Raw genomic sequence first — 12874 nt, forward strand, 5'->3', positions numbered from 1 at the left:
TCAGGTATATTCAGGAGTTGTCAAGTTTTGTTATTGAAAGTCAGGAGTTGTCTTTGACTAAATCAACAGTAGCTGACTTCTCCTGACCACACCTGACCATACCTGACAACCCCTGACCACACCTGACAACACTTGACAACCCCTGACCACACTTGACAATACCTGACTGTTCACATCCGCTTCACAACAATCCAGACATCGGAGTTGCGTCCCTTATCGTCGCTGCATGAAATCTTCACGCGCCCCAGTGGCGGGCTCAGGAAGACGCTTTCCTGCGGCGGCGATTTTTGGTATAACTTGTCATTGACATACCAGTAAACCTCCTGCACATCGTTCGCGGCCTGGCAGGCGAGCTGGATTTGCTGCGGCTCGTCCTTGCGGATGTAGTACTCGCTCCCATCATTCGGACTCACGATCAGCGGCGCCCCTTCATGAAAAACCCGCTCGCATTGCGGATTATGGGGCGGTATCTTTTGGTAAGGGAGTTTTTGCAATTCATAAAAAGCGATCAGCTCCGGGGCCAGATTGGGATAAGCTTTTTTCTCAAAACCTTTTTCGGGCAGGCAATAAGTGCAATACGACATTTTCGCCGCCGCATCCGTAAATACCCAGCGCATATGCTGGCATTTACTGTAAGCCGAAGTGCCAACGATGTATTGATCGGGAATCTGATGATCGCAGAAATCCGACGGGATATCGCCGCTTACAGGGCACACGTTACGGAGCGAAATATTGGCCGGCGACTTGTACCAGCCTTTCGGAGAGTTGTAATCCAATGCATTGAAGATCGAAAACAGCAACGGAGTGGCCGTATTTGCGCCGCTCAGCTCAGGAACGCCTTCGCCTGAAAAATTCCCGACCCACACGCCCACCGTGTACCGGCGGTTGTAGCCAATGCTCCAAGCATCTCTTTTGCCATACGACGTACCGGTTTTCCAGGCAATTCGGGGTAAATGATAGGTGTTGTCAAAATTGGTCGGCAAATCGGGGCGGGTGATTTGGGTTAAAATGCTGGTGGTAAGGAATGTCGCTTCCTCCGATAAAATAGCAGTGCCTTTTTTATCCTCAACATCCCCGCCGCTTAGCCGCAGGTTCCGCAGCTTCCCTTCATTGGCAAATGCGGCGAAAAGGCGCGTCAGCTCTTCCAAAGTCACGCCGCAGCCGCCCAATATCATCGATAATCCGAGGTCCTTGGCCTGCTTATCGACCGTTTTGAAACCTGCTTTCCGCAATTTGGCGATCAATGCGGGCGTACCGATGTCTTTCAAAACCTTTACAGCCGGGATATTCAGCGAGTTGGCCAATGCAAATTCCGTAGTGACCGCGCCATTGAAATGCTTATCGAAGTTTTCGGGCTCATAGCCGTTGAAATTCCCCGGAACATCATTCAAAACGGATTTCGGCGTGATAATGCCGGCGTCGAATGCTGCGGCGTACAATAATGGCTTCAAAGTACTCCCCGGCGAGCGCACGGCCCGCACGCCATCGACCTGCCCACCGTCGAACGGATTGTTGAAATCCGCCGAGCCGACGTAAGCCTCCACCTGCATGGTTTCGTTATTCACAACCAGCACGGCCGCATTGTGGATATTCATCAATTGCCGGCGATTAATGTAATTCCGTACTTGCTCCTCGATCTGGCTTTGCGCTTGTAAGTTAAGGTTGGTGCGGATCACCGGCTCGTCGGGATGTTGCTGTTTGAGGCGTATCGAAAGATGCGGCGCGAAGCGCGGGGTTTGGAGGCGACGGATATTCAATGGCTCTTCCAATGCGTCACGGATCACGGTTGATTCAAATAATTCATCCGCTTCAAACCGTTTCAGCCAGCTATTCCTTGCCTCCCGCAATGCGTCGTTACGCGTACCCGGGCGCAGGCCCGACGGGCGGTTGGGCACGATGGTCAATGCCGTGATCTCGGCGAGGCTCAATAGCTGCGGCGCTTTCCCGAAATATAGCAGCGAAGCAGCCTTAATGCCCTCGATATTGCCGCCATAAGGCACGAGGTTTACATACAATTGCAGGATTTCGTCTTTGGAATAATGCATTTCAAGCTGAAACGCGTGCCACATTTCCACTACCTTATTAAAATAGGTCCGGCGTCGGGGCTCCATCAGCCGCACTACCTGCATAGTGATGGTGGACGCGCCGGAAGTTCTTCTCCCTGAAAATACATTTTTGACAGCCGCCCGCGCGACCGCGAACGGATTCACGCCGGGATGACAATAAAAGTACTGGTCTTCCTTATAAATGAGCGTTTTCCGAAGTAACGGCGTGATTTCGTTCACATTCGAATAGAGCCGCCATTTGTCCTCCTTACTCAGGAAAGCATGGATTACGCGACCTTTCTGATCGGTTATTTGCGTCGCGTAACGGATTTGGGGATGAAATGGAAAGGCCAGGTCGAGTACAAAAAACAGGAGTATGAGGCCGATTAATGCCAATAACCCTTTTCTGGCCTTGCTGTTTTTCATGGGGAAATGCTGAAATCCGATTGAGCTGCAATATAATACAGTCAACGCGGCCAGACGGTTTTCGGGCGCCCCGTTCAATAAAATTGCGCGGTCATTTGCCCTGATCGGTTAATTTTCCCTATTTACTTGCTTTACTACAAATAAAATCAATCATAATACCATTATGTCCAAATACATTGCCGCCATTGACCAGGGTACTACCAGCACACGCTGCATACTTTTCAACCAACAGGGGAATATCGTTTCGGTAGGACAAAAAGAACACGAACAGATTTACCCGAAACCCGGCTGGGTGGAACATAATCCCACCGAAATCTGGAAAAATACCCTGGAAGTGATCGCATTGGCACGCATTCATGTATCGGCGCACGCGTCGGATATTGCGGCGGTGGGCATTACCAACCAGCGCGAAACGACCGTCGTCTGGAACAAGCGCACCGGCAAGCCTTATTATAATGCATTGGTTTGGCAAGACACCCGTACCTCCGATCTGGTAGCGAAATATGAAAAGGAAGGCGGGCTCAACCAGTTCCGCGACATTACCGGCCTGCCCGTGTCTACCTATTTCAGTGGTTTAAAATTGAAATGGCTGCTTGAAAACGTGGAGGGCATCCGGGAAGACGCTGAAAAAGGCGAGGCGATTTTCGGGAACATCGACACCTTCCTGATCTGGCACCTGACCGGCGGCACGCACGGCGGCATTCACGTGACCGATGTGACCAATGCCAGCCGCACGCAGCTCATGAACCTACGCACATTGCAGTGGGACAAATCGATGCTCGCCGCTTATAATATCCCCGAAATCATGCTGCCCGCCATCAAAAGCAGCAGTGAAATATATGGTTATTCCGATCACGAGGTTCTTCCGGGCGTACCCGTCGCCGGCGACCTCGGTGACCAGCATGCTGCATTGGTAGGCCAAACCTGCTTCGAGCCCGGCATGGCCAAAAACACCTACGGGACCGGCTGCTTCCTCGTGATGAACACCGGTACCGAGCTGAAAACCTCCGAAAACGGCCTGTTAACCACGATTTCCTACAAATTCGGCGACCAACCCGTGCAATATGCATTGGAAGGCAGCGTAGCCGTCACCGGTGCACTCGTGCAATGGCTCCGCGACAACCTCGGCCTGATCCAGAACGCGAGCGACATCGAACCACTCGCTGCAACTGTCGAAGATAACGGCGGCGCCTACTTTGTACCCGCATTCTCAGGACTTTATGCACCCTACTGGCGCAACGACGCGCGAGGCGTGGTCGCGGGCCTCACGCGCTACGTGAACAAGGGGCACATCGCACGCGCCGTACTCGAAGCTACGGCTTATCAGACGGCTGATGTGGTAAAAGCAATGGAACAAGATTCCGGCATCGAGCTCGCCTGCCTGCGCGTCGATGGCGGTATGGTTCATAACCAGCTATTAATGCAATTCCAATCGGATATTCTCAACACGCAAGTCGTTTCTCCGGCCGTCGCCGAAACCACCGCGCTCGGCGCCGCATATGCCGCCGGACTCGCCGTCGGTTATTGGAAAAGCACCGACGATTTGAAGAAAAACTGGGCCGTCGCTCACACCTGGCATCCCGATATGGCCGAAGAAAAGCGCAATGCTTACTATAAAGGCTGGAAAAAGGCAGTTACCAAATCTTACGACTGGATTGATTAGTGACGGTGTGTTTGTCGGGTGTTTGTCAAGTGTTGTCAGATAGAGTCAGGATTTTGAATGAAAATTTCTCCTCTCCTAACTATTCCTGACTACAAATGACTACAAATGACAACACCTGACCACCAATGACCTTTTTTATAATCTTTATAAACAAGCCCATTCCTTGTGCCGTCAAGCGGTTCACCTTAACTTCGCGGTGCCAAATCAACCTCAGTAACCCATGCATACCCTCCATCTCAAAAAGCCCCTTGCTTTTTTTGATCTTGAGACAACAGGAGTAAATATTGTCCGCGACCGCATTGTAGAGATTTCCGTTGTAAAAGCATTGGTGAATGGCGAAACCGAAATCCGTACCCGGAGAATCAATCCTGAAATGCCTATCCCGCTGGAAAGCAGCCTCATACACGGCATTTACGACGAGGATATAAAGGACGCCCCCACATTTAAAAGCATTGCCAAAAACCTGGCGACATTCCTCGAAGGATGCGACCTGGCGGGCTTTAACAGCAACCGTTTCGACATTCCGATGCTCGTGGAGGAGTTCCTGCGCGTGGGAGTGGATTTCGATGTGAAAAACCGCCGGATGGTGGACGTGCAACGCATTTACCACATGATGGAGCCTCGCAACCTGGGAGCTGCCTACAAGTTCTATTGCGGCAAAACGCTCGACAATGCACACAGCGCCGAAGCGGATACCATTGCCACATTTGAAGTATTACAAGGGCAAATCGAAAAGTACCAGGGCGTTACGCTCACGGATTCGCACGGTAAGGTTACCGAGCCGGTGAAGAACGATGTAACCGCATTGCACGAGCTCACCGCGTCCAAAATCGTGGACTTCGCGGGCCGGATGGTATTCAACGACAAAGGTGAAGAGGTTTTCAATTTTGGAAAGCACAATGGCAAGCGCGTGACCGACATCCTGAAAAACGAACCGTCGTTTTTCGACTGGATGATGAAAGGCGAGTTTCCACTCGACACGAAACGCAAATTGACGGAGATTAAATTAAGGGGATTAACCCAACGTTGACATAATCTTACCTCAGGTTTGAGTAAGTAGTAATTATGTCTATTTTTGCCTGAAATCTATTTTTGACTATTTTAACCGGATATCCCATTAGGTAAACCTGCTATGATCCCAAACCCTACCATGCCAGAGGTTAACATACCAGCGGTTATTCAACATATCCCACTTCAAAGTTACCTAATCCTTGCAACCCTGCTTTTCGTGATCGGTATCATCGGTGTGCTTACACGCAGGAATGCAATCATCATTTTTATGTCGATCGAGTTAATGCTGAACGCCGCAAACCTGCTGCTGATCGCATTCTCCTCCTACCGGTCCGATCCATCCGCACAGGTTTTCGTGTTCTTCATCATGGCCGTAGCCGCTGCCGAAGTGGCCGTGGGGCTTGCCATTATCGTAATGATTTACCGCAACACCAGAAATACGGACATCGGGTTCCTGAACAAGCTGAAATGGTAACTATCGGCGCGTAGCCGGTACACAATCAAGAGATTAAAGATTAAAAAATAGACATGTCTGCATCATTACTCATCCTGATTCCGCTGCTGCCGCTTGCCGGCTTCCTGATCAACGGAATAGGATTCCCCAATATTCCCAAAGGCGCAGTCGGCATTATCGGAACTTTGGCGGTCGTTGCCAGTTTCGTATTGTCGGTCATGACTTTCAACGCATTCGTAGCATCCGGCAGCCAGCCGTTCATCGTACCGCTTTTCGACTGGATCACCGTCGGCGACCTCAACATCCCGTTCTCCTTCCAGGTTGATCAGCTATCGTTGTTAATGCTGATGATCATCACCGGCGTAGGCTCGCTGATCCACATTTATTCGATCGGCTACATGCACCACGATCCGGGTTTTGGTAAATTTTTCGCTTACCTGAACCTGTTTTTGTTTTTCATGCTCCTGCTGGTGCTCGGTTCGAACTACGTGATCATGTTCATCGGCTGGGAAGGCGTAGGGCTGTGCTCTTACCTGCTCATCGGTTTCTGGAACAAGAACACCAACTACAACAATGCAGCCCGTAAGGCATTCATTATGAACCGCGTGGGTGACCTTGGATTCCTCCTGGGTATCTTCACGATCATCGCCACATTCGGTTCGGTAGAATATTCGGAAGTGTTTGCCAAAGCCGCTGCCGGTTTTCAGGTGGGCGATCCGGTGATCATTACCATTACCTTGTTCCTCTTTGTAGGTGCAATGGGTAAATCGGCCCAGATTCCATTGTACACGTGGCTACCCGATGCGATGGCAGGTCCTACCCCTGTATCCGCGCTCATTCACGCGGCTACGATGGTTACCGCGGGTATCTACATGGTGATCCGCTCCAACGTGCTCTATTCTTTGGCGCCTTCGACGCTCGAAATCGTCGGCATTATCGGTGGTGCTACCGCATTGTTCGCCGCATCGATCGGCCTTTTGCAGAACGATATCAAGAAAGTACTGGCCTACTCTACTGTGAGTCAGCTGGGCTATATGTTCATGGGCCTGGGCGCGATGGCCTATTCGGCATCGATGTTCCACGTTATTACCCACGCATTCTTCAAAGCATTGCTTTTCCTCGGTGCCGGTAGCGTGATCCACGCGATGTCCGACGAACAGGATATCCGCTCGATGGGTGGTTTAAGAAAAAAATTGCCTGTTACCTTCCTTACCTTCCTGATCGCGACTATCGCTATTTCAGGTATCCCGCCATTTGCAGGTTTCTTCTCGAAAGATGAAATCCTTGCGCATGTTTTTGAACACAACAAAATCCTGTGGGTAATCGGTGTACTCGGTTCGGTAATGACTTCCTTCTATATGTTCCGCCTGCTGTTCCTGACATTCTTTGGGACATTCCGCGGTACACACGAGCAGGAGCACCATTTGCATGAATCGCCTGCTTCGATGACGGTACCATTGATCATCCTTGCCATTCTGTCGGCTGTCGGTGGTTTCATCGGCGTTCCCGAAGCATTGCACGGTTCGCACCAGCTGGCGCAGTTTATGAACCCGCTTTACGATCTCGCCAAAACCGCAAACCCGGCCGCATTTGAACATACTTCCCTTTCGCATTCGGAAGAATACATGCTGATGGCCGTTTCAGTTGCGGCAGCATTGATCTCCGCCATTGCAGCTTATGTAATGTATGTACAAAAAAGCGCGGTACCTGCACCCGATTCGGAAGAAAAATCAGGCTTGCAGCGTGCGGTTTACAACAAGTACTATGTCGACGAACTGTACGACGCGGTATTTGTGAAACCGATCAAAACGCTTTCCAATGTCCTTTACAGCTTCGGCGAGATCTTTATCGACCTCATCATCGATGCATTTGTAAAACTCGTGAGCCTGGGCGCCAAATTGTTGAGAAAAACACAAACCGGCTCCACCGGCGAATACGTATTCGCAATGGTGATCGGCATTGTGGTCATATTATTCTGGAAGCTGTTACTCTGATCCGATCATCCATAAATCCGTTCCATAGTAGTTTCGGACCGTCGACTTGAAAATATGCTTACTCTTCTTTTAATACTTTTACCCATAGCGGCAGGCGTCATCACCCTCCTGGCCGGCGAACGCATGGCGAAGCAGCTCGCACTGGTGGGCGGTTTGGCCGGATTAGGCCTCGCTATTTTCACCTGGCTGCAATTCGACCCCGCGGCTGGTTCCCAATTCGGGTTCAAATACGCCTGGCTCACATCCGGAGGCATTTCTTTTGCCGCCGGTATCGACGGTATCAGCATGCTGCTCGTTTTGCTCACCACGTTCCTGACGCCGCTGATCATCCTTTCAGCATTTAAAAACGAGTACAAAAACCCGACGGCATTCTATTCGCTGATCCTTTTTATGGAAGCGGCGCTGATCGGTGTTTTCACAGCTACCGACGCATTCCTTTTCTACCTGTTTTTCGAAGCCGCTTTGATCCCCGTTTACTTCCTGGCGGCGATATGGGGCGGAGAGAACCGGATTAAGGTTACATTTAAATTCTTCATTTACACGATCTTCGGAAGCTTGTTCATGTTCGTGGCGCTGGTTTACCTCTATTACCAAACTCCGGGCGCGCATACTTCCGAGATTTCAGCATTCTACCAACTGCAACTGAGCCCCGCAGCACAGGGTTACGTGTTCTGGGCATTCTTCATTGCATTTGCCATTAAAATGCCGCTTTTCCCCTTCCACACCTGGCAGCCGGATACTTACACCGAGTCGCCTACCGCGGCTACGATGCTGTTATCGGGTATTATGCTTAAAATGGGGGTTTACGGTCTGATCCGCCTGCTGCTGCCGATCGTGCCGCTGGGCATGGAGCAATGGGGTTTCCTGGCGATGATCCTTTCGGTGATCGGTATCATCTACGGTTCCATCATCGCCATCCAGCAGAGCGACATGAAAACGCTCATCGCGTATTCGTCATTCGCACACGTGGGACTCATGGCCGCCGGTGTATTCTCTTCTTCATTGAATGGCTTGCAAGGCGCGCTGATCCAGATGCTGGCGCACGGTATCAACGTGATCGGCCTGTTCTTCATCGTCGACATCATTTATTCGAGAACCAAAACCCGTTACCTCGACCAGCTCGGCGGGATTACCCAAAGCACGCCGCATTTGAGCGTGTACTTCATGATATTGCTGCTCGGTAGCGTGGCATTGCCGCTTACCAACGGTTTTGTGGGTGAATTCCTGTTGCTTTCGAGTGTATTCCAATACAAAGGCTGGCTCGGTGCCGTAGCTGGTCTGACGATCATTCTCGGTTCGGTGTACATGCTCCGTTTGTTCCAGAAATCCATGTTCGGGCCGAAATCCAAATGGGTGGAAGGCTTCCAGGACCTTACTGCCAGTGAGCGGGCTGTATTGCTGCCGCTGATCGTGATGGTATTCTGGATCGGTATTTACCCAAGCACATTCCTGAAAATAACTGAGCCTGCTGTAACCCAATTGTTGCAACTGGTCAATAACTAAGTTAAGAATATGTATCCCATTATATTGTTGTCGGTTTTTGGAGTAGTAACGCTTTTTCTGGGCTTCTCGAAATCCAAGAACATCCTCCTGCCATCTACCCTGCTTTTCCTGGCTATCGCGCTGGGAAGCAACTTCATCGAATGGGGCAAAGGGCCGTTACTGTACTTCTACGATATGCTGCGCGTCGATAACCTCACGCTTGCATTCAACGGGATCGTGCTGATTTCGGCATTCATGATCGCAGCGATCTCGGGAGGTTTCCAGGACAATGCAGATTCCGAGCCCGCTGAATATTACGGATTAATGCTTTTCTCCCTCGTAGGGGCCATTATGATGATCGGCTTCGATCACCTGATCATGCTCTTCATCGGCGTCGAAATCCTTTCAGTAGCCATGTACGTGCTCACGGGTAGCAACAAGCGTAACCTGCGCTCAAACGAGGCTGCATTGAAATACTTCCTCATGGGCGCATTCGCGACGGGTTTCCTGCTTTTTGGAATGACGTTGATTTACGGCGCAACCGGCTCTTTCCAGCTTACAGCTATCCAGGGGTTCGCATCGAATATGAATCCCGCATCGCAATCCTACATTTTCTACGCGGGTTTGCTGCTATTGCTAATCGGTATGCTTTTCAAAGTATCAGCCGCCCCGTTCCACTTCTGGACGCCGGATGTGTACGAAGGCGCGCCTACCATTTTCACGACGTTCATGTCGACGATCGTTAAAACTGCCGGATTTGCCGCATTGTTCCGTTTGCTGAACCATTCATTCGCTATCTACAATTTCTGGTGGATCGTGATTGCGGTCATCGCGGTACTGACATTGCTCGTGGGCAACATCGGCGCTACCAGCCAGAACAGCTTTAAAAGAATGCTGGCCTACTCGGGTATCTCGCACGCGGGTTACCTGCTGATCGCGCTCACGGCCCTGACCAAGCCTACTCAAAACGCCATTATCTTTTACTCACTTGCATACTCGTTATCGACCATCGCCGCATTTGGTGTGCTGATGCTCGTTGCGAAGGAAAAAACGATCGAAGGACAGCCGAACGAGCGCTACGAGGCATTCAATGGTTTGGCTAAACAAAACCCTTTGCTCGCGTTCGTTCTGACGGTATCCATGCTTTCACTGGCAGGTATTCCGTTGACGGCTGGTTTCTGGGGTAAATTCTTCATCTTCACCAGCGCCGCAGAGCGTGGTATCATGTGGATTGCCGTGATTGCCGTTCTGATGTCGACAGTCGGTATCTACTACTATTTCCGGGTGATCATTTCTTCGTATTTCAAAGAAGGGGACACGGTACGGATCCGCGTCGCGCCTTTCTACCAGATTATCCTGGTACTGGCTACATTTCTCACGATCCTGTTTGGTCTGGCGCCGGGTATCTTCGAAAAACTGATCTGAAATCATTCAAATAATACCTTTTGAAAAGAGCTGTATAACCTACGGCTCTTTTTTTGTTACCAATTTTCCAAACAAGCGTATCAAGGATATCAATTATTTAAAACGATATCCAAATGCAATCACTTCAACACACTTGTCCCCCGTTCACATTCAAGCCGGAAGACCTGCTGAACCGCGAGCCCATTGAACTGGACCTTCAAAACGCCGCGCACGAAATCCGTCGCCGTAACATCCTCATCACAGGTGCAGCCGGCACCATCGGCAGCGAACTGGCCTTGCAGGTATGCGCCTGCGCACCTGCGAAAGTGATTTTGGTGGACCAGGCGGAAACAGCATTGTACGAGCTCGACCACCTGCTTCGGCAACAATATCCGCTAATCGAGATTTGCAGCCAGGTAGCAAGCATTACCGACGCATTACGCATGGCCGGACTGTTTTCCCGGACAGCGATTCACGTCGTTTTCCACGCCGCGGCCTACAAGCACGTGCCGTTTATGGAGCATCACCCCTACGAAGCGATCAGGGCCAACATACTCGGCACCGAAATCCTGGCCGACCTGGCCGTTTCCTACCGCGCGCGGAAATTCATTTACATTTCCACCGACAAGGCAATCCGACCCGCCAGCGTAATGGGCGCCACCAAACGCTTCGCCGAACTGTATCTCCAATACCTGAGCCACGAATATCCCGGTCAGACGCAATTCATCATCACCCGGTTTGGAAATGTATTGGGCTCGGCCGGCTCGTTCCTGCTCCGCTTCGCACAGCAAATCCGTGAAGGAGGTCCCGTGACGGTTACGCATCCGCTGGCACAGCGGTACCTGATGACGGTCACCGAAGCATGCCAGCTGGTACTGCAAGCTGCGGCGGCGAGCAACGGTGGCGAAATCCTGTCGTTCGATATGGGTAAACCCGTCCGGATCGCCGATGTCGCACGGAAAATGATCCGGCTTGCGGGATTGGTGCCGGGAAAGGATATTCAGATCCGTTTCACCGGATTACGGCCTGGCGAAAAACTGACGGAAGACCTGGATGGTGAGGGAATGCAAACAACCGCATTCGGGCAACTGAAAACGGCCCGCTTTTCTGCTCCGGGAGCACAATGTATGCGGTACGCGATGGCCGCATTGCAAAAAGCGCTCGATTCGGGCCAGCCGGTGCAAATGGTTAACGTTCTCAAAACCGCGATCCCGGAATACATAAGCGCCAATTCGCCCTTTGAGCAATTGGATATGCCGATTGTGGGTGAGCACTTTTTGACCGCCGACGGCTGACCGCTGACCGCCGATGTTGGTACGGGTTTGTGATTAGTTTCCTGGAATGAAGCCGCTTGTACGCATCCAATGCAGGCAGCGGCCAAACCACTCGTCGAACGATGGCGTTTTGGGGTAGCCATGCAGTCCCTGGGAGTAAATGTGCATGTCGGCGGCGACGCCTTTTGCATTCAATGCTTCGTAAAATCGGATGCTGTTCGACACCGGCACTACCGTGTCGTCGCCCGCGTGCGTGAGGTATGCGGGCGGCGTAGCGGCCGTTACCTGCAAGTCGTTCGAGAAATAGTTCACGCGCTCCGTGGAAGGCGAAGCGCCGAGCAGGTTGGCCGACGAGCCCTTATGCCCTATTTTCCCTTCAAAACTGATCACCGGGTAAACCAGGATCATGAAATCAGGACGAAGACTGGTCTTTTGTGGATTATCGATAAAAGTACTGTCATAATGCGTGCCCGCTGTGGAAGCGAGGTGGCCGCCCGCGGAAAAGCCCATGATACCGATCTTCGCCGGATCGATCTGCCATTCTTTTGCCCTCTCGCGGACTGTTTTGATGGCTTGCTGAGCATCCTGCAACGGCCCGATGGCCTTGTCTTTCATGATGCGGTCGCTGGGCAGGCGGTATTTCAGCACAAATGCAGCAATCCCGGACTTATTCAACTCCTTCGCAACCCTGTAACCTTCCCGCTCGATCACCAGCCCGCCATATCCTCCGCCCGGGCAGACGATCACCGCCGCGCCATTCGCGGTACCCGCCGGCGGCAGGAATGCAGTCAATGTGGGTTTAGAAACATTCCTGACGGAGCCTTTTTCGCTCGTTTCCTGGTTTTCCGCTTCAATCGCGTTCGGGATGCGGCCCGGGTAAAGTTCTATTTCGGTCTGCGCCAGAAGCGGCGTCGAGAGGAGCTGAACAAGGCCGATCGCGGCCAGGAGGCAGGATATTTTGATCATTTAATTTTTTTCTAATTCCTATTAAGAATAATTTCTGGCTAAATTTCGGTTACACTGTTTAACCGCCCGGTCACACACAACCCTCCGTTGTGGCCAGTACCCGGCAAACAATGGGTTAAGACATAGTTCGATAAAATATACCTGCGTGATACGTG

9 protein-coding genes are annotated in these 12874 nt (G+C 51.4%); 7 read left to right on the forward strand and 2 right to left on the reverse strand.

All coding sequences use genetic code 11. The features are described 5' to 3' along the window. Positions 1-170: 170 nt before the first annotated feature. On the reverse strand, positions 171-2471 hold the full coding sequence (gene pbpC / locus BLQ88_RS23235) for a penicillin-binding protein 1C (RefSeq protein ID WP_090154952.1): 2301 nt from the start codon (positions 2469-2471) through the stop codon (positions 171-173). 163 nt (positions 2472-2634) lie between these two features. Here pbpC and glpK point away from each other — a divergent pair, with 163 nt between their 5' ends. From glpK to BLQ88_RS23270, 7 genes are all read left to right on the forward strand, one after another. Continuing rightward, positions 2635-4134: a glycerol kinase GlpK gene (glpK, locus tag BLQ88_RS23240; RefSeq protein ID WP_090154954.1), complete on the forward strand. Its 1500-nt coding sequence runs from the start codon at positions 2635-2637 to the stop codon at positions 4132-4134. Positions 4135-4354: 220 nt separating this feature from the next. Then, entirely contained in the window at positions 4355-5164 is an 810-nt protein-coding gene (locus BLQ88_RS23245; RefSeq protein WP_090154956.1) for a 3'-5' exonuclease, read from the forward strand. A 120-nt stretch (positions 5165-5284) separates the two neighbouring features. Beyond that, a complete protein-coding gene (gene nuoK, locus BLQ88_RS23250) occupies positions 5285-5620 on the forward strand; it encodes an NADH-quinone oxidoreductase subunit NuoK (protein WP_176885077.1) in 336 nt (111 codons plus the stop codon). Between the two features lie 53 nt (positions 5621-5673). Then, the gene (gene nuoL / locus BLQ88_RS23255) at positions 5674-7593 is read left to right on the forward strand and encodes an NADH-quinone oxidoreductase subunit L (RefSeq protein WP_090154960.1); all 1920 of its coding nucleotides are present in this window, start codon (positions 5674-5676) and stop codon (positions 7591-7593) included. Between the two features lie 54 nt (positions 7594-7647). Next, the gene (locus tag BLQ88_RS23260) at positions 7648-9096 is read left to right on the forward strand and encodes a complex I subunit 4 family protein (protein ID WP_090154962.1); all 1449 of its coding nucleotides are present in this window, start codon (positions 7648-7650) and stop codon (positions 9094-9096) included. A gap of 9 nt (positions 9097-9105) precedes the next feature. Then, positions 9106-10500, forward strand: coding sequence for an NADH-quinone oxidoreductase subunit N (locus BLQ88_RS23265; protein ID WP_090154964.1), 1395 nt, complete (start codon positions 9106-9108; stop codon positions 10498-10500). A gap of 113 nt (positions 10501-10613) precedes the next feature. After that, positions 10614-11774 (forward strand): polysaccharide biosynthesis protein, encoded by a 1161-nt coding sequence (locus tag BLQ88_RS23270; protein WP_090154966.1) that lies wholly within the window; start codon positions 10614-10616, stop codon positions 11772-11774. Between the two features lie 33 nt (positions 11775-11807). On the opposite strand, the gene BLQ88_RS23275 is transcribed toward BLQ88_RS23270, so the two are convergent. Next, a complete protein-coding gene (locus tag BLQ88_RS23275) occupies positions 11808-12719 on the reverse strand; it encodes an alpha/beta hydrolase (RefSeq protein WP_090154968.1) in 912 nt (303 codons plus the stop codon). Positions 12720-12874 lie beyond the last annotated feature (155 nt).

Source organism: Dyadobacter soli (assembly GCF_900101885.1).
GTDB classification, from domain to species: domain Bacteria; phylum Bacteroidota; class Bacteroidia; order Cytophagales; family Spirosomataceae; genus Dyadobacter; species Dyadobacter soli.

What these genes read in the sequence shown, in the direction of transcription:
- BLQ88_RS23270 (WP_090154966.1), top strand. Translation starts at nt 10,614, where the DNA reads ATGCAATCACTTCAACACACTTGTCCCCCGTTCACATTCAAGCCGGAA.
- nuoK (WP_176885077.1), top strand. Translation starts at nt 5,285, where the DNA reads ATGCCAGAGGTTAACATACCAGCGGTTATTCAACATATCCCACTTCAA.
- BLQ88_RS23275 (WP_090154968.1), bottom strand. Translation starts at nt 12,719, where the DNA reads ATGATCAAAATATCCTGCCTCCTGGCCGCGATCGGCCTTGTTCAGCTC.
- glpK (WP_090154954.1), top strand. Translation starts at nt 2,635, where the DNA reads ATGTCCAAATACATTGCCGCCATTGACCAGGGTACTACCAGCACACGC.
- pbpC (WP_090154952.1), bottom strand. Translation starts at nt 2,471, where the DNA reads ATGAAAAACAGCAAGGCCAGAAAAGGGTTATTGGCATTAATCGGCCTC.
- BLQ88_RS23265 (WP_090154964.1), top strand. Translation starts at nt 9,106, where the DNA reads ATGTATCCCATTATATTGTTGTCGGTTTTTGGAGTAGTAACGCTTTTT.
- BLQ88_RS23245 (WP_090154956.1), top strand. Translation starts at nt 4,355, where the DNA reads ATGCATACCCTCCATCTCAAAAAGCCCCTTGCTTTTTTTGATCTTGAG.
- nuoL (WP_090154960.1), top strand. Translation starts at nt 5,674, where the DNA reads ATGTCTGCATCATTACTCATCCTGATTCCGCTGCTGCCGCTTGCCGGC.
- BLQ88_RS23260 (WP_090154962.1), top strand. Translation starts at nt 7,648, where the DNA reads ATGCTTACTCTTCTTTTAATACTTTTACCCATAGCGGCAGGCGTCATC.